Origin of the sequence: Luteolibacter luteus, from assembly GCF_012913485.1 — a bacterium.
Taxonomy (GTDB): domain Bacteria; phylum Verrucomicrobiota; class Verrucomicrobiia; order Verrucomicrobiales; family Akkermansiaceae; genus Haloferula; species Haloferula lutea.
Map to the genome: position 1 here is coordinate 340959 of NZ_CP051774.1, position 22749 is coordinate 363707.

Sequence of the window (22749 nt, forward strand, 5' to 3'; positions counted from 1 at the left end):
GTGTGCTACTCGACGATCACCAGCATCGCCCCGAACTGATTCCCGGGAGGCGGACCGCTGGGGTTCACGGACATTTGGGAGATATCACCATCCAGAAAGAGCGCATCCTTGCAGCCGAGCTGGAGGAAGAGCCCCGCGAAGTCCCAGAGGTTCACCCGCTCACCCTTCGCGGTGATCGCGAAGACGACCTGCCCCTGCGCATCCACCCCCACCCCATTGCGGACCAGCTTGTTCTCGGAGCCCTCCTTGAAGGCCGGATGACGCTTCCCGCCATGCAGCAGCAGCGGCCCCGATTGCAGGGCGAGCTGCGGATGCGTTGCGACAGCGGCATAGGCTGCGCATTCCCAGACCCGGGCCTTCCCGGCGCGGTCGATGGAAAAGACGCCGTTCGGCTTCAGGAAAAAGTTCCCCTTCCCCGCCGCCTGATTGAGAGGCCGGAGTTCCTTCCCGTTTTCGACATGCAGGCCGCTGGGAATGCCGCCCGGCTCGAAGATTCCGGCATTCATAACGAATTTCACGACCTTCCCCTGCGCCGAAAACGCCGTTTGAACCCGCTCGAAGCTCCGGAACGGAGCCTCGCCAGCGTCCTTCCAGACCAGCCGGACCACCTCCGGAGCTACCTTCACCACCCGGAATTTCACCCCGGCATGCTCCACCGGCTGCTCTTTCACCGCGGCACCGAGGCTCCCGCAGGCGGCAAAAATCACGCAAATCAGGGCTTTCACGGGCCGATTTCATCACGGATCGGGATGGAAACAATCCGGGACGGAATCTGCCTCGATTCTTCATCCGGCGCTCGCAAAGTGGAGGCTCCGGACTTTGTGAAAAATTTCACAAACCCCTTGCCCGCGGCCCCGACTTCGGGCCTGATTCCGCCGCCGGGATTTCCATGAGCAGCACCTCCACGACCGAATACCAAGCCCCCGACGTCGCGGCGAAAGCCGCCGAATATCACGAGGAGACGACGGACCTGATGGGCGAAAAGATGGTCCTGAACATGGGACCCTCTCACCCCGCCACGCACGGGGTCTTGCGCCTGATCTTGGAGCTTGATGGCGAGATCATCACGAAGGCGGACCCGGATGTGGGCTTCCTGCACCGCGGTGACGAAAAGATCGCCGAGAACATGCACTATAACCAGTTCGTGCCTTACACGGACCGGCTGGACTACCTCGCGCCGCTGGCCAATAACGTGGCCTACGCCTGCGCCGTGGAAAAGCTGATGGGCTGGGAGCTGCCGCCGCGTGGCCAGGCCCTGCGCGTGCTCTGCTGCGAGCTCGCCCGCATTTCCTCCCACATGCTGGGGGTCGGCGTCTGCGCGATGGACGTGGGTGCGATGACCGTTTTCCTCTACACCTTCACGGAGCGCGAGAAGATCTACAATCTCTGCGAGCAACTGACCGGTGCCCGCTTCACCACCTCCTACACCCGTGTCGGTGGCCAGGTCCGCGACATGCCTCCGGGCTTCGAACAAGCCGTACGCAAGTTCCTGGATGAGTGCTCGGTGACCATCGATGAGGTCTCGAAGCTTCTCGATAACAACAAGATCTACCGCGACCGCATGTGCGACATCGGCGTGATCTCGAAGGAGTCCGCGATCGCATGGGGCCTCACTGGTCCGAACCTGCGTGCTTCCGGCGTCCCGCGCGACCTGCGCAAGGACCGCCCTTACCTCGGCTACGAGAAGTATGATTTCGATGTGATCGTGGCCGATGAAGGTGACTGCTATGCACGCTACCAGGTGCGCATGGAAGAGCTCCGCCAATCGATCAAGATCTGCCGCCAGGTGCTCGACAGCATGCCATCCGGTCCGGTGAACCTCGCCGAGTCGAAGAGCATGCTGCCGAACAAGGAAAAGGTGCTGATGTCGATGGAGGAGCTGATCCACCACTTCATCGTCGCCACCCAAGGCATCGATGCCCCTCCGGGCGAAGTCTACTTCGGCGCGGAGAACCCGAAGGGCGAGCTCGGCTTCTACATTCACTCCACGGGCGGCGGCGTACCGCATCGCCTGAAGATCCGCAGCCCCTCCTTCTGCAATCTTTCCCCGCTCTCGGTGCTCCTGCCGGGTCACATGGTTTCCGACATCCCGGCCGTCCTCGGCTCGCTGGATTTCGTCATGGGCGAATGTGACCGCTGATTGTATAGAGATCCGCTGAAAAAGTTTTAAAGCCCGCTGGCTGAATCAGGATTCAAGTCAATGTCCCACTCCATTCTCGACGAAAACGTCGCCTCTCACGAAACGCCGGGCTCGAAGTTCTTCCCGCCCTTCGTGCCGACCGCGGCTCTTGAGGCCGAGGCTGACAAGCGTCTGGCCCAGTTCCCGGACGACCAGAAGCGCTCCGCGGTCCTGCCGCTGCTCCATTTCGTCCAGCACCACCATGGCTTCATCTCCGCGGAGGCGATCGAGTGGGTCGCTGCACGCCTCGACATCGCACCGATCAAGGTGCTCGAAGTGGTGACCTTCTATCCTGGCTTCCGCCAATCGGCCCCGGGCAAGTTCCACATCCGCGTGTGCCGCACGCTCTCCTGCGCCATGGGCGGCTCCCACGAGCTGATGGAGAAGCTTTGCGAACTCACTGGCATCGATCGCAGCGCCGCAGATGCCCACCACCACCCCGTGAGCGTTTCGCCCTGCGGCAAGTGGTCGGTGGAATTCGCGGAGTGCCTCGCCTCCTGCGGCACGGCTCCGGTCTGCCTCGTGAACGATGATTTCCACGAAGGAGTCTCCGCCGAAAAGGCCCAAGGCCTGCTCGATTCCTACGAAGGCTCCAACTCTTCCCACTGATCACTCCAATGGTCACCTACAAAGCCGGCAAGCAGCCCGACTCCCGCGAGTACCGACTCATCTTCAAGAACGTCGACCGCGAGAGCTGGGATCCGTCCATCGATTGCTACCTGCGCGATGGCGGCTATGAAGATCTGAAGAAGGCGTTCGGCATGGAGCCGAAGGCGATCACCGAGGAAGTGAAGAAGTCCGGCCTCCGCGGTCGTGGCGGTGCGGGCTTCCCCACCGGCCTGAAGTGGACCTTCATCCCGCCAAATAACACCAAGCCGGTCTACCTGATCTGCAACTGCGACGAATCCGAGCCGGGCACCTTCAAGGACCGCTACATCGTCCATCAGGATCCCCACCAGCTCGTGGAGGGCATGGTGATCTCCTGCTTCGCCGTCGGCGCCAAGGTAGCCTACATCTATATCCGCGAGGAGTTCCCGGAAGCCGCCATCATCCTTGAAAAAGCGATCGCCGAGGCCCGTGAAAAGAACTTCGTGGGCAAGAACGTGCTCGGCTCCGGTTTCGATGTGGAGATCTACGTCCACCGCGGTGCCGCCGCCTACATCTGCGGTGAAGAGACCGGCCTGATCGAGTCATTGGAAGGCAAGCGCGCCTACCCGCGCATCAAGCCGCCTTATTTCCCCGCCGCGCTGGGCCTCTACATGTGCCCCACCATCGTGAACAACGTGGAATCTCTCTGCCACGTGAAGCACATCGTCCGCATGGGCGGTGACGAGTACGCGAAGCTGGGCGTGAAGAACAACACCGGCACCCGTATCCTCTGCGTCTCCGGCGATGTGAAGAAGCCCGGCTACTTCGAAGTCGAAGTGGGCAAGGTGACCATGCGCGAGCTGCTCTACGACATGTGCGGCGGCCCGAAGGATGGCCGCGAATTCAAGGCCGTGATCCCCGGCGGATCGTCCGCGAAGATCCTGCGCTGCGATGAGGAGTTCACCCTGAAGGGCAAGGGCCCGGAAGGCACCGATCTCAAGATGTCCTTCTGGGACATCCCGATGGATTTCGATTCCCTCGCCGCCTGCGGCTCGATGGCCGGCTCCGGCGGGGTCATCGTGATGGACAACACGCGCAAGATGTCGTGGGTCCTCAATAATCTGAATACCTTCTACGCCCACGAGTCCTGCGGCCAGTGCACACCCTGCCGCGAAGGCTCGATGTGGATGAAGAAAATCTCCGATCGCATTGTCGCTGGCGAAGCCTCGCCGAAGGACATCGCGACCTTGGAAAGCGTGGCCTACCAGATCGATGGCCGTACCATCTGCGCCTTCGGCGAAGCCTCGTCCTGGCCCGTGGAAGCGATCATTGCGAAGTTCCGCGAGGAGCTCATCGCCGACACCAAGGAAACCAACGAGGCAGTGCCGCACAACGCGGAGTCCGAAGCGCAGCGCCGCTACCTTCAGCACGCGTAAGGAAAAGGGCTGGCTCCTGCCATCCCCGCCCCCGTCCCCTGCCCCGCTTTTCGGGTAGGAAGCATCGCGTCTTCGTTCCCGGATCGGGGTACCCGCTTTGAGATTGCGCCGCATCTCAATCCGTGCAACCTAACACGGTGTATGAGTGAACAAGACCCGTACTCGAGTCCCGTGGCACCTGCTAGCCAGTTGCCAGCTATCTCAAAGGAATCCCTCAAGGAAACCCTCCTCTCCTTCAACGGGAGAATTCCCCGGCGCACCTACTGGATCTATGCGCTCGGCAGCGGCTTTCTCATCGGCATCGTCCTCGCCATCCTGAATGCGCTCATCGGGCCAAGCGTGGATCCCGCGACGGGAGCGATCAGTGGCGGCGGTCTCTTCGGGATCATTGCCTTCCTCCTCTACATTCCGCTGGTCTGGATCGGCTTGGCACTTGGCGTGAAGCGTTGGCACGACCGCGGAAAATCCGGTTGGTGGGTGCTTATCGCCCTGATCCCCTTCGTGGGAGCCATCTGGAGCTTCGTCGAATGCGGCTGCCTCCGCGGCACCGTCGGCCCGAACCAATATGGCCCGGATCCGACCTGAGCTTCGCCGGGAGATTCAGGAGATTTTTCCAAAAAGGGCCTGGCCAATCGCCGGGTCCTTTTTTTGTTTTCATCTGACCATCGCTTGCTGGACCTGCTTCTTGCGCAGCCCGGCAGCCTGCCTCAGTCTCGGAGGACGGGTGAAATGACCGAGACCGATCCTTATCAACCGCCCAAGGCCCAACCTCTTCTCCCACGGAAGCCCCCGCGGCGACTGGCGGTGGGAAAGGTATTATTCTCTTTCAAAGGGAGAATCCCCCGTTCGACCTACCTGATCTGGTCATTCCCCTCCAACGCGTTGATCGGGTATTTGTTAGAGAAGCTGGTCTCGCTGGAGCGGACGGTGCCGGTAGCTCCGCGGAACTCCGCCCTGCCCGCCGCACCGGTTCCTGACGAGATCCCGCTGGATCCTGCAATGATCACGGCGCTGTGGCTCCTCCTCGCCTACGTGCCGCTCCTGTGGATTCGCCTCGCCCTGCTTGCGAAGCGTTGGCACGACAAGGACCGCTCTGCGAACTGGCTGATCCTCGCCTTCATCCCCTTGATCGGAGACGTGATCAATTTCATCGAGTGCGGCTGCCAGCGCGGCACGCGGGGTCCCAATCAATACGGGCCGGACTCCTTGGGTGAAGATGAGAATGAGAAAAGCCTGCCAAAGGAGGGCGTTCCTGCAGGCAAGCCGATCACAAGACCACCGCTGAGACGACCCAAGCCCTGATCCCGATGAGACGTCTCATGCCCCATCCCGGCTCATTCTTTCGTGATGCTTGATAACTTGGGGTGAGTAACTCCCACTGCGCGCGGTGTGCATTCGAAAGGCTTCTGCCTATGGCAATTCATCGCTAATCGAACATCATAGCCAAAAGGTTCGTTTTCTGCTATAAGAAGGCCGCTGTTCTTCCCACCCCGTGCGGCGAGCCCCTGCAGGGGGGCCTAAGGGGGTTCGCCGCACAAATCTCTTTGGATTACAGCATTCCTTCAGCTTCTCGTGGCTCCTCGCTCCGCCGGGGAGCCATGAGAAGCGAATTTCCGCAATAGGCTGAACATGCGAGATGTTCCTCGCTACTGCGGATGATCCGTGGCGACGCTACAAAGGTCGTCAAAAGGCGCGATGTGGTTTCACACCTCCGGGACAGCTACATTGGCCGGTTGTCGCTCGATGATTGGGGGAGCAAAGCGATTCGCAAAAAGATGCCAGAAGTCCTCGAAGGAGTTCCCTCGCCTTAACAGGTGGACGTTGGTAAGGCGGACGCTAGACTCCTCCCCAAATGATCGCTCGGGCCCTTCTCGCGTGGCTTCTCGGCTGGCTCACCAGCTTCGTTGTGCTGGTATCGCCATACGTTTTGAAAGCCCTTCTAAAGGGAGCTCCACCATTAGGCACAAATTTTCTCTTTTTCGCCTGGTGGACATTCATCGTCCTTATGGTGGTTTTCTGCTTCCTGATCCTGCCGCTCTACCTCTGGTTGCCAGATGGGGTGCGGAGTCTGCCACCCATGGTGCGGGTCATGATCGGCTTGGGTGTCGCCTGTCTTGTTTGCGCCGTTTGGCCGGTGTTTCTCGAAATCCCATCGTTTCTTCCCGCTGCGCTCGCTACAGGTGGCCTCATAGGCTACATGGTTCCCTCTTCTCCCCATTCAGCGCCTCGATGAAGCCTCGCCCCCTCAAGCGCTCCCTGACCTTCTGGTCCGGCATTCTCGTGATGTTCTTCACGGTGTGGGCTTGGGTGGATTCGAACATGATGGAGTCACGCGTTTCGCGAGGGCGCTTCGCCGCCTTTCACAACTACGGCGTGATCCGTTTCCAGAAGACGAATCACCCCGGGCCCACCGCAGCCCAGAGAGGGCCTAATCCGGAATCCTGGCCCCTTTTCCTGCCCGTCATCTTTTGCCGCGGAGGCACGGCTCCGGAAGGCAATGTCGCCCATGTAGAGGAGGCATCGTTTGAGAAACAGCTCCGGAACTACATGAGTACCGAACCGCCCGACACATGGATTATGGTCATCCCCCACTGGCTCATCATCCTCGCCGTCGCGCTTCCGTGGTCAGGCATGCTCCTCTGGAGGGCGAAGCGATCGAGGCCGCTCTAAAGACTTGGCCGGAGCATCGGGTTGTTGTTTGGGGCGAGCCTCTTCGATCTTCTCCTCTGCTTTAAGCCCGAGCTTCGAGCGTAGCTTGATGGCGGAGGATTTTAGGATCGTTGCCATGGATGCCCATGGCTTCCTTGATCGTGAATTGAAGCACGTTCCAGCTCATACCAGCCGCGGAAATTTATCACCGGGATTGAGAAAATCGAAAGCGAGCCTAATGGCCACCTTGCCCTTCAGTGAAGAGCAGCCCCCCCAGGACTCGAACCTGGAAAGACGGAATCAGAATCCGTAGTGTTACCATTACACCAAGGGGCTCTTTGCCGTCGCGGATCGGACGCTAGGCCGATCTGCTCATTTTGGCAATCGTGGAAGATTGCCGACCCGTGCCGGAGCTTTCGAAGAGCAGCCCCCCCAGGACTCGAACCTGGAAAGACGGAATCAAAATCCGTAGTGTTACCATTACACCAAGGGGCTCTTCGGCGTCGGGGCGCGAACGCTAGGCCGACCTTTTTCGTTTGGCAATGCAGAATTTGAGCCCTTTTTCGGAATCTTCGATTCACCCCGCTAGAGCCTCGGATCGGAATGGATTGAAGGTATCGGATTGGGACGACAGGGCAGCCAGAAGTCGGATCTGCATCGCATTCCCCCATGCCCTTCTTCAGGCGCTTCGCAGCAGGCATGGGAAATTTCCCTGCCCAACCGTTAGGCTTCACGACGTGACATCCCGGGGATTTCTGAAATACTCCCCGCGTCCCGACCTTCAAACGATTCGAAGATGTTCCGGAAAACGCTTTTTCTTGCTCTTATCGCCGCCGCTGCCCCCGCCTCTGGAGAATCCGAGGCCCTTCGCGCACTCCCTGTCGATCCCTCGGAAATTACTCCCGAGAAGGCCGCTCCCGCTGCCCCTGTGGCTCCGGCAACCCCGGAAGCGGAAATCACTCCCCTGCCCGCGGGCACGGTGAAGCTGCCGCCGCGGAAGACGAATATTAAGACCGATGCCCCCGAGATCGCAAACCTCCCGACAGGTGAGGACGCGATCCGTCTGCAAATTTTCCTCGATCAATCCAATTTCGGCCCCGGCGTTATCGACGGCAAGCCGGGCCGCTTCACCGTGCTGGCGGTGGATGCATGGAATGAAGTGCATGGCCATGCACCGGGCGACCTTGGTCCGGTAATGGCAGCCGCTCGCAAGGCGGTACCGCACGCCTTCGCCACCGCCACCGTTCCGGTGAGCGCCGACAAGTGGGTGAACAGCGGCCTCTCGCACAACCGCGCTCTCCAAGCGCAGGCAAAGCGCATGAGCTACCGCAGCATCGCGGAGTTCATGTCGGAGCGCTTCCACACGGATGTGGAGTTCATCCTCGAGATCAATGGCTCCAAGAACACCTGGGGCGTGAAGGCCGGCGGCAAGCTGATCGTGCCGAACGTGAAGCCTTTCCTGATCGAGCAGATCACCGGCAAGCGCTACGAAGCGGATACCAGAATGTCGGAGCGCCACGCCGTGGTGGATACCAAAAAGAACCAGGTGCGCATTTTCGAAGGTGCTCCTGCGGCGATCGCAATTTCCGAGGAGGAATTGGTCTCCGACAAGCCGGTGCTGGTGAAGCCGAACTTGGCACTTGTCGCCTCTTTCCCGATCACTCCGGGCAAGCCTCAATTCATCCACTATGGTGTGTGGAAGCTGAACAACAGCGTGGAACTGCCGGTGTGGCGCTATGACCAATCCCTGCTGGATACCGGCAAGCGAAGCAACAACGCGCTGAACATCCCGCCCGGCCCGAACAGCCCGGTAGGCATCATCTGGAACGGCCTGAGCCGTCCGGGCATTGGCCTGCACGGGACCTCGGATCCGGAGACCATCGGCCGTGCCCGCAGTGCCGGTTGCATCCGTCTGGCGAATTGGGACGCGATCCGCATCCCCACGCTGATCCGTCCGGGTGCGACGGTGGAAGTCCGCTGATTCAGCGGGTGCCTGGGGACCCAGCTTTCAGGGCGGTCGTCTGCGACAAATGGCTGCCCGCGGGGTTAGGTCTGGCATGCACAAATCCAAAGCCCGTCTTCGCTTGGATGCGTGAGAGCTTCCGCATGATTTCCCGCCGCACGATTCTCGGTCTCCTCGCCCTGCCGCTACTGCTCGTGTCCTGTCGCGAGAAGGAACCTCCACGGGCGGTGAAGGTCTCGGAGGAGGGCTCCCTGCAGCTTACTTTGGCGAGTTTCAACATCCGCTATGAAGGACCGGTGGATCAGCCCTACCGCGCGTGGCCGAATCGCATCCAAGGCGTGGTCCGCACGATCCGTGGCATCGATCCGGATGTGCTGGGCGTACAAGAGTCGCTGCATGGGCAGTGCGCCGACTTGCGGGCCTCCCTGCCTGACTATGCATTCACCGGCGCGGGCCGCGATGATGGAAAGGAAAGCGGCGAATATTCCGCGATCTTTTACCGGAAGGATCGCTTCGAGCCGGACGTGACCGACAGAGGCATGTTCTGGCTTTCCGATTCACCGGAGCAACCGGGATCCCGAACTTGGGGAAATGAGATCCCTCGGGTGGTCACATGGATCCGCCTGATCGATCGGGCAACGGCGAAGGCATTCTATGTTTTTAACACGCATTGGGATCATCGTAACCAACCATCCCGTGAGAAGGCGGCGGTGTTGATTTCAAAGCGGATCAATGCCCGTGCCCATGCGGATGAACCGGTGGTCCTGCTCGGGGATTTCAATGCGGCGGATAGCAATCCGGCCGTGGCCTACTTCACAGGAAAACAGGTAAGCCTTTCCGGAAACGCGGTGCCGCGGGTGCAGACTCCCCTGCTCGATGTTTTCCGCGCCTCGCCCCCGCCCGGCGGCAGCCAGCAAACGCTGCACCTATGGCGGCCCCTGCAATCTGGCTGGCCGCGGATCGATCACATCCTCGTGACAAATGGTGCGAAGGTGGAGGCAACCGGTATCCAGCGGGCAAAGACGATCGAGGAGCGGCCCTCCGATCACTTCCCGGTCTGGGCAAGGATTACCTGGCCCTAGTTTTGGGTGACACTCGTTTTCAAACCCGTTCTGCGGTTTTGCGGCTTTTTCTGTGTTTTTACCGAGAGTCCTTGCCTCTCGGGCAAGAAGCGGCTTGCCTGCGCGGTAATACGGCAACCCATGACAACGACGATTTTCCGCACACTCCTTCCGCTGGCTTTCACTGCGACCGTGATGGCTGATGATCCGTGGCTCGTTTTCGAAGGGACGAAAGGCCCGGGCAAGGGCAAGCATGTGGTCTTCATCAGCGGCGATGAGGAATACCGCACGGAGGAGAGCTTCCCGATGCTGGGGAAGATGCTGGCGGAGAAACATGGCTTCAAGTGCACGGTGCTTTTCTCGATCGATCCGAAGACGGGCGAAATCAATCCAAACGAGCAGACGAACATTCCCGGCGTGGAGGCGATCGACTCCGCCGACTTCCTGGTCTTCGGCCTGCGCTTCCGCGAGCTGCCGGACGACAAGATGAAGCACATCGTGGACTACGTGGAAGCAGGCAAGCCGCTGCTGGGCCTGCGTACATCGACGCATGCCTTCAATTACGAGGACAACAAGCAGAGCCCCTACGCTTCGTGGTCATTCGGTTCGGACGGCGGCTTCGGCAAGAAGGTGCTGGGCGAAACCTGGATCAATCACCACGGCGATCACGGCAAGGAGAGCACCCGCGGGGTAATCGAGGAGGCGAACAAGAATCATCCCCTGCTGCGCGGCGTGGAAGATGTCTGGGGTCCGACCGATGTCTATGGCGTGACCAAGCTGCCCGACGACGCCACGGTGCTGCTGCGTGGCCAAGTGCTCACGGGCATGAAGCCGACCGACGGTGCGGTGGAAGGAAAGAAGAACGATCCGATGATGCCGGTGGCCTGGGTGCGCGAGCGCAAGCTGGAGAACGGCAAGACACAGAAGGTGATCTGCAGCACGATGGGTTCCTCGACCGACTTCGTCTCGCCAGGCTTGGCGCGCTTCGTGACGAACTCTGTCTACTGGGGCACGGGTCTTGAAGTGCCGGCGAAGCTGGATACGGCTCCGGTGGGCAAGTATGCGCCGACGAATTTCGGCTTCAACGGCTTCAAGAAGGGCGTGAAAGTTTCCGACCTGAAGTAATTTTCGAACACAAAGGAGGGGCGCGTTTCGCGCCCCTTTTTTGTGCCCGTGGCGGCTTACTTCTTCTTGGCCTGGTTCATCGCTTGGCTGAACCAGTCGTTGTTTCCTCCGCCCCCTTGTTGCGGGCGTGAGTCGCGGCGTTCCGGACGCGGGCCGCGGTCACGATTGTCACCACCACCGGAAGGTGCGCGGCGCGGCTCCATGTCGGGCTTCGACTTCATGGAAAGCGAGATGCGGTTCCGCGGAAGGTCCACTTCCATCACGGTGACATTGACGCGCTGGCCGACCTTCACGACTTCGCTGGCATCGCGAACGAAGTGATCCGCGAGCTGGCTGACGTGGACGAGGCCATCCTGATGCACTCCCACATCGACGAAGGCACCGAAGGCGGCGACGTTCGTGACGATGCCGGGGAGCTTCATGCCGGCCTTGAGATCGGAAGGCTTCTCGACGCCCTCGGCGAAGGAGAAGACCTCGAATTGCTTGCGCGGGTCACGACCGGGCTTGGCGAGCTCGGCAAGAATGTCCTGCAGGGTCGGCAGGCCCACGTCGCCATCGACGTACTTTTTGAGATCGATCTTCTTGCGGGCCGCTTCATTGGTGAGCAGCTCGGCGACCTCGCAACCGGCATCCGCGGCCATGCGCTCGACCAGAGGATAACGTTCCGGATGCACCGAAGAAGAATCCAGCGGGTGCTTGCTATCGCGAATGCGAAGGAAGCCCGCGGCCTGCTCGAAGGCCTTGTCACCGAGGCGTGGCACCTTCTTCAGCTCATCGCGCGAGCTGAAGCCGCCATTTTCGGTGCGGAAGGCCACGATGTTTTCGGCCAAGCTCGAATTCAGACCGGAAACGTAGGCGAGCAGTTGCTTGGAAGCGGTGTTCAGCTCCACGCCGACGGCGTTCACCGCGGAAATCACGGTGTCATCGAGGCTGGTCTTCAGCGCGCGCTGATCGACGTCGTGCTGATACTGACCCACACCGATCGCCTTCGGGTCGATCTTCACGAGTTCCGCAAGCGGGTCCATCAGGCGGCGGCCGATGCTCACGGCACCGCGGACGGTCACGTCCTCATTCGGGAATTCCTCGCGTGCCACTTCCGAAGCGGAGTAGATCGAAGCGCCGGATTCATTCACCATGATCACCTGAATCGAGGAAGGTAGCTTCAGCTTCTTCACGAAAGCTTCGGTCTCGCGGCTGGCAGTACCGTTGCCGATGGCGACGGCTTCGATCTTGTACTTCGTGATCATGCCGGCGAGTTCGACAGCTGCCTCGTACATCTGGTTGTTCGAACCCGCGGTGGCATGCAGCACGGTGTGATGCAGCAGCGCACCTTGGGCATCCAAGACCACGGTCTTGCAGCCCGTGCGGAAGCCGGGGTCGATGGCGAGCGTCCGCTTGCGGCCCAGCGGCGAGGCCAGCAGGAGTTCGCGGAGGTTCTCGGCGAAGACCTTGATGGCCGTCTCGTCCGCGGACTTCTTTCCGGCGAGGCGCATCTCGGTTTCCATGGAAGGCATGAGCAGGCGCTTGCAACCGTCTTCCACGGCCTGACGCACTTGCTCGCCTGCTGTACCACGGCCGGTGACCCACTCGGGCTCGGCGAGGCGGACCACGCGCTCCAGAGGGACTTCGATACGCATGATGAGGAAGCTCTCCTTTTCACCGCGGCGGATCGCCAGCATGCGGTGGGACGGGATGCTCTTGAAGGGCTCGCTCCACTCGAAGTAATCTCGGTACTTCGCGGCTTCGGCGTCGGTGTCCTTGCCATACATCACCTTGGAAACGACGGTCGCTTCCTCCTCGTAAATCTTGCGGACGCGACCGCGCAGCGCGGTGTCATCGGTCACGCGCTCCGCGATGATATCGCGGGCGCCGGCGAGGGCCTCGTTTACATCGGCGACCTTCTTCTCGGCATCGGTCTCCGTCTCGGCATTGACGAACTTCGCGGCTTCCTCTGCAGGATCCCCGCCTTGGTTCGCGAGCAGCCACTCGGCGAGCGGTTCGAGACCCTTGTCCTTCGCCTTGGTCGCGCGGGTCTGGCGTTTCGGACGGAAAGGAGCAAAGATGTCCTCCAGCGAGGTCATGGTGCCGGCGGCATCGATCTTCTTCTTCAGCTCCGGCGAGAGCAGGTTGCGCTCTTCGAGGGACTTGATGATCGAAACGCGGCGGCTATCGAGTTCGGCGAGCTGAACCATGCGATCGCGCACGGCTTGGATCTGCACTTCATCGAGCGAGCCGGTGGCTTCCTTACGGTAGCGGGAAATGAAGGGAACGGTGGCACCTTCAGCGAGAAGCTTCGCGGTCGACGCTACTGACGTTACGGAGATGCCAGTCTCCTTGGCGATGGTGGCGATGTGCTGGGCGGCTGCTTCGGTCGGAACGTCACTCATGGTCGGTTTCCGAATTTACGGCCTTCTGAAGCGCCGTGGCAAGCGGGGGAAAATTGCAAGAGGAACCGTCGGAAATTGAGCTGATTGTGAATAACTTTTGGGGGCTTGTTTGCTTGACGAGGGTTTCGGAAGGCTCGGCCGCCCCAAGGGGCTGCAAGCCTGTTATGCCTGTTAAAAAGAAGAAAATTAACAGGTGGTCGTTCGCGGATTCCGGCTATGAACGGGTATTGGGAAGCTCGTCGGGGAGACGATGGAGAGGAGCTGAGAGGGTTCGTCATTTGGTGGATTCTAGGACGAAACGGAAGGTGGTCCTACTGCCAAGGGACGAGAAAATCGGGAAATGCTATCGGGAGGCTAGCGAGTACCAAACCACGAAAGCCCCGGCTGCCTCATCGCACATTTCCATGGGGCTGAAGGCACCCCGTTGAGGTTCTATTTTCTTCCGTCTTTACGCGAGGGAGAAGCTTCTGCGTCGCTTCAACCTCGGGCTCCATGCGCGAACGGCGTTACCGTTCTTGGAGGGGGTCAGACAAACGGCTTTGGAAGTCCGGGAATTGTACCTTGATGACACACCGCCCCAGCGGTCGGCCGGGGGCGCCCGACCCTACCCTCTTCCGGTGTCCGAAGGATGCGGCTTATTGCCGCTCATCTCTCAGCTCAGGTCCTCGTTGAAGAAGACCTTGATGTATTTCATGCCTTTTTCCTCGTCGAAGCCGCGCTCGAGGACGGGCTCGGGCTGTTCGGTGAAGGAGGGCTTCACGTGGATCTCCACGCCGGTATCAAGCTTCACGACGGTGCCGATGCGCTTCTTGGCCTTGTTCACGTCCTTCTTCGAGATTGCGAAGGAATCTTCAAAGCGTTGGCCCTGCTCCTCCTCGACCTTGGCCTTGTGGGCTTGGAACTTCTGCTTGGCCTCGGGCGTGCGGAGGACCTGCTCTTCGAATTCCTGGAGGCTGAAGTGTTCCTTTTCCTCGAAGTAAGCAATGGCGTCCTTCGCGGCACTGGTGGTTTCCCACGGCGGAGTGTCATCGACGGCCACTGCGGTGCCACCATCGCTTTCCTCCTGCTGCTGCTTCTTGGTTTCCTTCTTCGCCTTTTCCTCCTGCTTCACGAAGGCCACGGCCATGTCGGCATAGCCCTTGGTGAGGAAGGGACTGTCGGTCACGGCGACCACGGCGAGGAAATCACGCACCCAGAAACGGGAATCGGAGCCTGACCGGTCGAAGGTTAGGACGTGGAAGCCCTTGTTCTTGTTGAAATTCAGGATCAGGCAGCCCTTGTCGATCTTCTCCGGATTGATGCCGTGCTCGGTCTGGAGCTGGAGGTCGCCATCTTTCGTGGAAATGCTGAGGAAAGGCACCACGCTCTCGGACTTCAGGATGCAGAGGCCCTGGGTGAGCTCGCCATTCACCTCGATGTCTTCAACGAAAGAGATGCAGAGATCACCCGACTTGATGTTCGGGTGGTTCGACTTCGAATAGAGGCGCTTCGCGATATCGCAACCTTTCTCCAGCAGGCCATCGGCGGACTCGAAGATCGCCTTCGCGCAGGCGTTCATCTCGTGCTGGTCCAGCGAGGAATGGTGGTTGAAGCGATAGCCCGCGAGGTTCTTGAAGGGCTTCAGGAAGATGCCGGTGAGCATCGCGCGGTCGTCCTCGCTCACTTCGAAAACCTCCTTGGAAGTCTGGAGCGGTTCCTCGCGTTGGGGATTGCCAATCTTGGCGAGAACGAGGCGAGTGGCGGCGGCGGAAGTGAAGCGGATCTTTACGGACATGCGGACGGGGCGCGGACGCTAGGAAGGCGCGGGCCGCGACGCAAGACTGGTTGATTGAATCCCCGCAGGTGCTAGGATTTCCCGGCCAGCCGCTCCCCTTCACGCCTTAACGATGCCGAAACCCACCCCACCCTGCCCGCTTCCGGGAGAGGGCGAAAAGTCTGTCGAGAAGGTCCTCAGGATCAACCATCGGTGGATCGTCCACGGGCGGCTGAAGGAAAATGCCGCCGCTTATCTCGCGGAATTGCGGGAGAAGGATCCGGAACGACTGCTGCGGGCCAGCGAGCTGGCGCTGCATCTGGTGCACTACAAGAAGTCCGAGATGGTGCGGGATCCGAAGCCGCTTTTCTACGCAGGGCTCTTTGCAGAAGCGACGCGCGAAGAGATCGACCGGTTTTTGGACGGGCATCCCATGACACGGGCGATCACCCTCTTGCTGCACGGGGATGATTCGGGGCTAGCGAGGCTTTCGGAAAGTGCGGGGAAGCTGGCCCTCGAAATCGAGGAAGAGATTCGGGAGATGGAGTGAGAGCAGCGGTCTGATACGCGTGGGATGGGCAGAGGCGATCAGAGGGTATCACCCCACCGGGACCGCTGAAATCAGCCTGCCCGCGTTATGGCGCTTCGAAAAGCGCCACTCCGGGCCGAACCGTCCAAGCGAGCCGGGTGGCTCGCGGTCCCAGGCACGCCTCGGTTCTTCGTGTCGTTCCCAGGAGGATCGACCTTACTTGATGCCGACGACCATGGAGTCGGGACCAACCAGGTGTTCCACGCGGCAGTCGCGGAAGCCTGCTTCTTGCATCCAGCCAATGCAGTCGGCGCCGGTGTAGTCGAAGCCGCCGGGGGTCTCGATGAGCATGTTCAAGCTCATCATGAGGCCGAAGGCGTTCTGCGAGCGGTCGTCGTCGATGATGGCGTCGTAGGCGATGACCATGCCGCCCTCGGGCAGGGCCTTATAGGCCTTTTCGAGAAGCATCTTTTTCGTCGGCAAGTCCCAGTCATGGAGGATGTGACCCATGAGGATGACGTCGACTTGTGGGAGAGCTTCGTCCTTGAAGAAATCGCCATCCTGGAAGCTGACGCGATCCGCGAGGCGGAGTTCCTTCACATAGGATTCGAAGACCGGACGGACCACCGCGAGGTCGTATCCGATGCCCTTGAGATGAGGATTTGCCAAGGCGATCTGTGAGACGAGGTCACCCTGCGCGGTGCCCACGTCGGCGCAGGTCTTGAACTTATCCCATGGCAGTCGTCTCGCGATCTCCATGTTCGCGCCGCGGCTGATGCCGGTCATGGCGCGGAGGAAGACGCTGAGGCGATCCGGATCGGCATAAATGGTGGCAAAGGGTTCTTCCCCGCTCTTCACTTCGTTCTGCGGCTCGCCGGTTTGCAGTGCCGGGATGAGATGATCCCAGAAGCCATAGAGGCGGCGGCTCGCCATCTCCAGCACACCGCCAAGGTAGGACGGCTTCGCCTGATCGAGGAAGAAATCGGTTTCCGGCGTATTGTGATAGAGGCCATCGACACGGCTCAGGAAGCCGAGAGCCACGAGGGTATCGAAGAAATCGCGCGCGCCACGGCCATGGAAGCCGAAGTTCTGCTGCAGCGCCGGGAGTCCGGCAGGTTGCTTGGCGAGGAAGCTGAAGACTCCGAGTTCGACGGCGGAGAGGAGCGTACGCGCAGGCCAAAAACCGGTGCCGACCTGGAGAATGCGTTCGGGGGAGAGTTGTTCCATTGCGTCCCGATCTAAGGCTATTTCCGCGGCCTTTCACAATCCCACTTTCGGCTACTTGGAGGTGGCTTTTTCCAAGGGGCCACAGAGACTGGCAGGCATGTCCCGAATCGCTTTCCTCCTGGTGCTAGCCTGCGTCGCCGGAATGGCTGGCTGGGTGTGGTATCGCGCGGAACCGCTGCCTCCGATGACCATGGAAGCACCCGCCGCGGCGGCCGAGGCCGCTAGCCCGCCGGAGCCCGTGAAATACACGACCGGGCCGGCATCGATCGATGGCACCGGGAAGTTTTTCCACGGCCGGGAGATTGCTCAGGTCATGGGACACCAGGCGCTGGGCTGGCTGGAGCGGGACAACCGCGAGGAGGAAGAAGCTCCGAGCCGGGCGATCGCGGCCCTGGGACTGCCGCCCGCCGCGGTGATCGCGGACATCGGCGCGGGATCCGGCTACTATAGCTTTCGTATTTCGCCAAAGGTGCCGCTGGGCAAGGTGGTGGCGGTGGACATCCAGCCGGAGATGCTGGATTTCCTGAGGAAAAAATCGAAAGAGCTTTCGATCACGAATGTGGAATCCCACCTCGGGCAGATCGATGATCTGAAGCTGCCGCCCGCGTCACTGGATGCAGCCCTGATGGTGGATGCCTACCATGAGTTCTCCCATCCCGCGGAGATGCTGGCCTCACTGTATCGGGCGCTGAAGCCGGGCGGCCAGGTGTTCCTGCTGGAGTTCTGCGGGGAGGATCCGAATGTGCCGATCAAGCCGCTGCACAAGATGACGGAGGCACAGGCGAGGCTGGAGTTTGAGGGTGCGGGGTTTCGCTTCAGGGAAAATCGGAAGCCACTGCCATGGCAGCACTTTCTGGTGTTTGAGAGGCCGTAGGGGAAGGAAGCATCAATCATCAATCTTCCAACCATCAAACGAAGTGCCTTTCGTTGGGTGATGGAGAGAGGAGGGAGATGGCCATACTCGCATGGGAGTATCGTCGCGCGGCGTGGATCGGGGCAAGATCCCTCCCCGCTTCCTGCACTTGGATCTGCACTAGATATCAAACCATTCCCTGCTTGATTGGACGTATTTTCCCTCCTTCATCGTGACCTTAACGCGCCAGCCTCCTACTGCCTCCCCTTTCCTCTCCTTTTTGATCACGAGCTCGATTGAATCTTCCAGATCGTAAAACCTGATTGAAGTAACCTTGAACTGGTCAGCCTCCGGAGTTGCCGCGGCAAGCTTCTTGGCAAGGGCCTTCAGATCCGAGACAGACCAATTCTCTTTCAGCTGGATGGAATCCATTGCCTTGGCCTCGGCATCTTCACCTTTCGCGAATGGAGAAAGAAGGATACCAAAGCCGACCAAGAGCGCCTTTTGACCACGGTTCATGTCAAAGAATTGGCAGTTTTCTAGGTTTGATGCGCCCAAGCTGTCCATCTTCGTTTTCCTTCCATTTTGCTAGCGCCAGGAGCCGTCTCCCCCAGCGCGTCGAAAGGTGGATTAATGATCTCCCGATGCGGCTTTCTGCCGCTGGTTTCCGACGCTCATAGAGCGCCGCTACATTCTATGTGGACCGCTCCGAAGGAGCACGGGGAGCAAGTCCTGGCTTATTTCAGCACCAGCTCCATCTGCCTGCGGTGGACGCCGTGGTGCTCGGTCATGAGGCAGAGCCACTGCGATGCATTCATGCGGCCGAACCACGGATGGAGGTGCCTGAGTTCGGGATCGAGGGGGCCGAGGGAACGGATGATGTCGGAACATGAGGCCACGGTATCCCGGAAGCTGGCGATCTCCTGAGGTCCGGCATCGAGCTTGGGCTTCACGTCCGCGGTGCTGACCTTCCGATCGGGAAGTTTTCCGTGGGACATCCCTCGGAGGAGCATGGTCATTCCGCGGTTCACGATCGTGACGTGCTGGAGGATCATGTAGGGCGACCAAAAGCGGCTGCTGTCTTCCATGCCGCGCTGCCGCGGAATAAGGACGCGCTTTCTCCCCTGCTCCTCCGGGAGCGGCCCGGCCATGGCGAGCATGTGCTCGGCTTCCGCCTGGAACTTCGCCAGGATCTGCTGACGACTTAGCCGCCGGGCCATCAGCCGGAAGCCCAGGCCCATCAGCTTGCCTTCGAGCCATGGGATGCCGGCACCGGGTGTTTCGAGACGGGACTGGATGTCTTCCTGCTCCCCTGCTCCGGGGGCGGTCGGGATTTCCTGATTCATGGGGACTTGGTGGATTTACTTGCAAACCGCAAGCGATTAAAAGCCTCTTGCTTCACTTGTGAAATGCAAGCTATTTTCCCCGGTGTGTCCGGAACCACTCCAGAACGCCGCTCAGACTGCCCGATCTCCTGCGCCCTCGACCTGCTGGGCGATCGCTGGACGATGCTGGTGGTGCGGGACCTTTTCCTGGGCCGCCGCTACTTCGAGGAATTCCTGGCGTCTCCGGAAGGGATCGCGACGAACATCCTCTCCGACCGGCTGAAAATGCTAATGAGCCACGGGCTGGTGGAAAAACAGCCGGACGAAGCGGATCGCCGCCGTTTCATCTACAAGCTGACCACGCGGGGGAAATCCCTGTGGAAAGTACTGCGGCCACTGACCCGCTGGAGCCTTGAGAATATTCCGGGAACCCGCATCCTGCCGGAAGCTCGGATAAGCTGAATCTCATGCCTCCCTGTCCTCCCCACCCTGCCCGCTTCTTTCACCTCGCCATCTTCGCTGCCGGACTCACCGGGCTCGCCCTGCAGTTCCAGGTGAGCCACGGCATCATGCTTTCGCGCGGCCTTGGGATCGGCGCGACACTGATCAAGCTGACTAGCTTCTTCACCATCCTGACGAATCTGATACTCACGGTGGCACACGGCATTTGCTTGCTCGCGCCGCAAAGCACCGCGGGGCGTCTCTTCCTGCGACCTTCCGTGCAGGGCGGCCTGCTGCTCTACATCGCGATCGTCGGGACGGTTTACTCCGTGCTGCTGGCGCCCCTATGGAAGCCCGAGGGCCTCCAATGGTGGGCGGATCACCTGCTGCACCACGCGACCCCTCTGCTGCAACTTGCCTTCTGGATCTTCGCGGTGCCAAGGGAGCGCTTGCCGTGGAAGCTCGCGTTCTCATGGCTCGCCTACCCGGCGCTTTACATGGCTTGGGTTCTAATCCGAGGCAGCCGGGTAGCGGAGTACCCTTATCCTTTTATCAATCTCACAAAACTCGGGCTCGAACGCACGCTCTTGAACTCCGCCGGGATGGCAATCGCCTTCGTGGCCGCCGGACTCGCGATCATCGCGAGCAGCCGTGCGATCACTGGACGTTCACGCGATAGAAGACCTTGTCCGACGGGGCATTGAAATCCCGGAAGATCCGGATATTCGTGAAAGTCTCCGCATCCCACTCCAACTGCATGCTGCCAATCGGCTGCCAAGTGCTGAGATCCGCCGAGCGCTCCACCTGATAGTCCATGAACTGCAGATGCGGATAGCGCAGGATGGAGATGCCTGCCACCCTCCGGATGGTGAGTCCGGGAGGCAAGGGCTTGGTCACCACCTGAAAGCTGACCGGAACATCAAAGGCGACCTCATCCGGATCCGTGCTGGTCAGGCGCAGCGTGCCGCTCTTCAGGCCGAGGGTCGGGAAATTCGTGCGTAGCATCACCTGAGCGGTCTGCCCCGGCTCGATGAACAGATTCGTGGAGGGAAAGTTACCGACGGGATCGACGCTCAGACCTTGGCTGGCATCGTTCTGCAGGGAGGCATCAAGGATCTGGAGCTGGCTCGCTCCGTCATTGTAGATGGTCAGCGGCCAAGCGCCCTGCTCATTCGGATAGACCTCACCAAAAGACAAAGGTGCACCGCTCTGGATCTCCCGAAGTTCTTTCTCCGGACCGGTGAAGACCGAAATCTCCGGCCCGCTGCTGGAGTTCCCCAAGTTGTAGATCTCGACCGAGCCAAGAGGGCCATAGATCGGCAGACCGACGATCAGCTGCGTATCAGTCATCCCGAGCTGGGGATAACGGGTGTCACCCGAGAAATCGGTGATCAGGGAAGCGCGGCGGAACCAAGTCCTGCCGACACGCTCGTAGATCGCCACCTGGCCGCCGTTGACCTTGCCGATCATGTTACCGATAGCCACGCGCGATCCGCCATTGGCCATGGCGACGGAGCTACCCATGTAGACATGGAATCCGACCGGCGGCGGGCCGATGATCTTCGTTTCCTGGCTCCAGACGCCGCCGGTCCGCGAGAAGATGTAGGCAGCACCATTCACCAGCGAGGTTCGCTTCAGCTCGGGCGCACCCGCGATGACGCGGTCGCCGTCGATGGCGACCACCTGACCCAGCTGGTCGCTTCCTGCAGCGTCTTCGGCGAAGAGCTCGGCCTCCTTGTTCCAAAAATTGAGGGAGCCCTGATAGACGAAAACGGAGCCGCAGTACTGCTTCGCCCCTTGGGAACGGCCCGGCGATCCCACCACGATGCGATTCCCATCAATATCGATCGACCAGCCGAAGGAATCCCCTGCCACGCCATCCGGGGGGTAGACCATGTTGAAGGAGCTCCATTGGCCGAAGGATCTGGTGGAAACCATGAAGGCTCCGGTGCCTACGCCCTCGATATTCAGCTTACCCGGCAGACCGAGGACCAGGGTGGAGTCTTCGAGGGCAAGGGAGTTGGCCCAGCTAACACTATCACCGGACCTGAGCTTGGTATCGAACATCCAGGTAATGCCGGTGTAGCGGAACATCTGGACACTGCCGCCGACCTCCGGGTCGATGTCGTTTCGCGCCAGGACCGCGAGCGTGTCTCCTGCAAGTGCGGCGCGGTGGCCGAAAGATTCATGCGCACGGGGATCAAGCGACTCGATGGTTTTTTCCAAGACCCAATCCGGGCCGGAGCGGAGGAAAAGATAGACGAGGCCGGCATTCGTTCCCGACGCGGTGGTCTCCTGACTGGCGGCGACCATCGCACGGTCACCATCGATATCGATCTGGATACCGCCGAAGTAGCCATCAGAATCAGCCTCGGAGCCGGGGATGGATTCATCGAGACTCACGACCAAGGGATCAATGGTCACGGGATAAACTGCCCCGCGGTCCTGGATGACCCATTCAAAGCCGCTCTCGGCGACGGCGAGCTCGCCTTGCAATGCGCGGCCGGTAGCATCCCATGCCTTGAGATCGCGGTAGCCGTAAAGGGGTTTGCCGGTCTTGTCGCTAAAGACGAGATCACCAGGGTCGACCTCATCGGCCCGGGCTGATAGATTGCCGCTATCGAAGAGGATGCGAAGTTCATCGCTGCCGCCTTGCGGTCGCGCGGTGATGGTCATGCCATGCTCAAAGCCGGTATCCGAGTTTTGATACCACTCCGTGCTGCCATCGGCGCGCTGGTATTCGATCCGGGTCCCATGGGTGGCAATGTGCGCCGTTTCGCAATCGCGACGGCTGATGGCCAGGGCTTCGCCGCCGGAGGAATTGCGAATGGAAACGCCATCGGCGCGGAAGCGTGCGGCGAGCTGCTGGCCAGGATTGGTGGCGAAGTAGAGCGCGCCTTCATTGTCCGGGTGGAGGCTCTCGGCGGAAGTGATCGCGCGGATGCCCAGACGTGTGGCGGTGAGGACTTTCTCCAAGGAAGGATCCGCGATGACACCGTTGCCCTGCGGGGCGATGGACTCGCTGGATGAAGAAAGCGGTGTGGCTTTCAGGACGGGCTCCGCTTGTGACGGCGGAGTGGCCGTCTGAGGGGAGTTGGAATCAGGAAGGAAGAGGCTGGCAAGGCCGCAAAGGAGTGCTGCCGAGAGGAGGACGCGGGTGTTCATGGGAGTGGCGAACAGGTGCCCATCAAAGCGTGAAAGGCAGGTGCGGGGCAAATCTCTTCGGCGGGGCT

20 protein-coding genes and 2 tRNA genes are annotated in these 22749 nt (G+C 60.5%); 13 read left to right on the plus strand and 9 right to left on the minus strand.

From position 1 onward, the window contains the following. Positions 1-5: 5 nt before the first annotated feature. Positions 6-725 (minus strand): phosphodiester glycosidase family protein, encoded by a 720-nt coding sequence (locus HHL09_RS01260; RefSeq protein ID WP_169452692.1) that lies wholly within the window; start codon positions 723-725, stop codon positions 6-8. Between the two features lie 164 nt (positions 726-889). Between HHL09_RS01260 and nuoD the strand changes: the two genes are divergently transcribed. From nuoD to HHL09_RS01290, 6 genes are all read left to right on the plus strand, one after another. Then, a complete protein-coding gene (gene nuoD, locus HHL09_RS01265) occupies positions 890-2140 on the plus strand; it encodes an NADH dehydrogenase (quinone) subunit D (RefSeq protein ID WP_169452693.1) in 1251 nt (416 codons plus the stop codon). 60 nt (positions 2141-2200) lie between these two features. Then, positions 2201-2788, plus strand: a complete 588-nt coding sequence (locus HHL09_RS01270; RefSeq protein ID WP_169452694.1) for an NADH-quinone oxidoreductase subunit NuoE family protein — start codon at positions 2201-2203, stop codon at positions 2786-2788. Positions 2789-2796: 8 nt separating this feature from the next. Beyond that, entirely contained in the window at positions 2797-4203 is a 1407-nt protein-coding gene (gene nuoF / locus HHL09_RS01275) for an NADH-quinone oxidoreductase subunit NuoF (RefSeq protein WP_169452695.1), read from the plus strand. A gap of 141 nt (positions 4204-4344) precedes the next feature. After that, complete coding sequence (locus HHL09_RS01280) at positions 4345-4788, plus strand: DUF805 domain-containing protein (RefSeq protein ID WP_169452696.1); 444 nt, start codon at positions 4345-4347, stop codon at positions 4786-4788. Between the two features lie 144 nt (positions 4789-4932). Next, a complete protein-coding gene (locus HHL09_RS01285; protein ID WP_169452697.1) occupies positions 4933-5505 on the plus strand; it encodes a DUF805 domain-containing protein in 573 nt (190 codons plus the stop codon). A 927-nt stretch (positions 5506-6432) separates the two neighbouring features. Continuing rightward, positions 6433-6873 carry a hypothetical protein gene (locus HHL09_RS01290; protein WP_169452698.1) on the plus strand — a complete coding sequence of 147 codons (441 nt, stop codon included), beginning with the start codon at positions 6433-6435 and terminating at the stop codon, positions 6871-6873. A 244-nt stretch (positions 6874-7117) separates the two neighbouring features. Here HHL09_RS01290 and HHL09_RS01295 read toward each other — a convergent pair. After that, a tRNA-Gln gene (locus HHL09_RS01295) sits at positions 7118-7188 on the minus strand. 88 nt (positions 7189-7276) lie between these two features. Next, positions 7277-7347, minus strand: a tRNA-Gln gene (locus HHL09_RS01300). Between the two features lie 301 nt (positions 7348-7648). Here HHL09_RS01300 and HHL09_RS01305 point away from each other — a divergent pair. The 3 genes from HHL09_RS01305 to HHL09_RS01315 all read left to right on the plus strand — a co-directional run bounded on the left by HHL09_RS01305 (position 7649) and on the right by HHL09_RS01315 (position 11001). Beyond that, entirely contained in the window at positions 7649-8833 is a 1185-nt protein-coding gene (locus HHL09_RS01305) for a L,D-transpeptidase (protein WP_169452699.1), read from the plus strand. A 107-nt stretch (positions 8834-8940) separates the two neighbouring features. Then, the gene (locus HHL09_RS01310; protein WP_169452700.1) at positions 8941-9897 is read left to right on the plus strand and encodes an endonuclease/exonuclease/phosphatase family protein; all 957 of its coding nucleotides are present in this window, start codon (positions 8941-8943) and stop codon (positions 9895-9897) included. 120 nt (positions 9898-10017) lie between these two features. Continuing rightward, positions 10018-11001 (plus strand): ThuA domain-containing protein, encoded by a 984-nt coding sequence (locus HHL09_RS01315; RefSeq protein WP_169452701.1) that lies wholly within the window; start codon positions 10018-10020, stop codon positions 10999-11001. Between the two features lie 56 nt (positions 11002-11057). On the opposite strand, the gene HHL09_RS01320 is transcribed toward HHL09_RS01315, so the two are convergent. Continuing rightward, the gene (locus HHL09_RS01320) at positions 11058-13388 is read right to left on the minus strand and encodes a Tex family protein (protein WP_169452702.1); all 2331 of its coding nucleotides are present in this window, start codon (positions 13386-13388) and stop codon (positions 11058-11060) included. Positions 13389-14040: 652 nt separating this feature from the next. Continuing rightward, positions 14041-15162 carry a nucleoid-associated protein gene (locus HHL09_RS01325; protein ID WP_169452703.1) on the minus strand — a complete coding sequence of 374 codons (1122 nt, stop codon included), beginning with the start codon at positions 15160-15162 and terminating at the stop codon, positions 14041-14043. 112 nt (positions 15163-15274) lie between these two features. On the opposite strand from HHL09_RS01325, the gene HHL09_RS01330 reads away from it, so the two are divergent. Beyond that, positions 15275-15691, plus strand: coding sequence for a hypothetical protein (locus HHL09_RS01330; RefSeq protein ID WP_169452704.1), 417 nt, complete (start codon positions 15275-15277; stop codon positions 15689-15691). Between the two features lie 195 nt (positions 15692-15886). On the opposite strand, the gene HHL09_RS01335 is transcribed toward HHL09_RS01330, so the two are convergent. Beyond that, complete coding sequence (locus tag HHL09_RS01335; protein ID WP_169452705.1) at positions 15887-16897, minus strand: methyltransferase; 1011 nt, start codon at positions 16895-16897, stop codon at positions 15887-15889. Positions 16898-16994: 97 nt separating this feature from the next. On the opposite strand from HHL09_RS01335, the gene HHL09_RS01340 reads away from it, so the two are divergent. Then, a complete protein-coding gene (locus HHL09_RS01340; protein ID WP_169452706.1) occupies positions 16995-17771 on the plus strand; it encodes a class I SAM-dependent methyltransferase in 777 nt (258 codons plus the stop codon). A 159-nt stretch (positions 17772-17930) separates the two neighbouring features. On the opposite strand, the gene HHL09_RS01345 is transcribed toward HHL09_RS01340, so the two are convergent. Next, complete coding sequence (locus HHL09_RS01345) at positions 17931-18269, minus strand: hypothetical protein (protein WP_169452707.1); 339 nt, start codon at positions 18267-18269, stop codon at positions 17931-17933. 218 nt (positions 18270-18487) lie between these two features. Continuing rightward, positions 18488-19096: a DinB family protein gene (locus HHL09_RS01350; protein ID WP_169452708.1), complete on the minus strand. Its 609-nt coding sequence runs from the start codon at positions 19094-19096 to the stop codon at positions 18488-18490. Between the two features lie 63 nt (positions 19097-19159). Here HHL09_RS01350 and HHL09_RS01355 point away from each other — a divergent pair, with 63 nt between their 5' ends. Both HHL09_RS01355 and HHL09_RS01360 read left to right on the plus strand, forming a co-directional pair. After that, positions 19160-19537 (plus strand): winged helix-turn-helix transcriptional regulator, encoded by a 378-nt coding sequence (locus HHL09_RS01355; RefSeq protein ID WP_169452709.1) that lies wholly within the window; start codon positions 19160-19162, stop codon positions 19535-19537. A 5-nt stretch (positions 19538-19542) separates the two neighbouring features. Beyond that, a complete protein-coding gene (locus tag HHL09_RS01360; RefSeq protein WP_169452710.1) occupies positions 19543-20220 on the plus strand; it encodes a Pr6Pr family membrane protein in 678 nt (225 codons plus the stop codon). On the opposite strand, the gene HHL09_RS01365 is transcribed toward HHL09_RS01360, so the two are convergent. Beyond that, complete coding sequence (locus tag HHL09_RS01365; RefSeq protein ID WP_169452711.1) at positions 20174-22681, minus strand: hypothetical protein; 2508 nt, start codon at positions 22679-22681, stop codon at positions 20174-20176. The genes HHL09_RS01360 and HHL09_RS01365 overlap by 47 nt on opposite strands. Positions 22682-22749 lie beyond the last annotated feature (68 nt).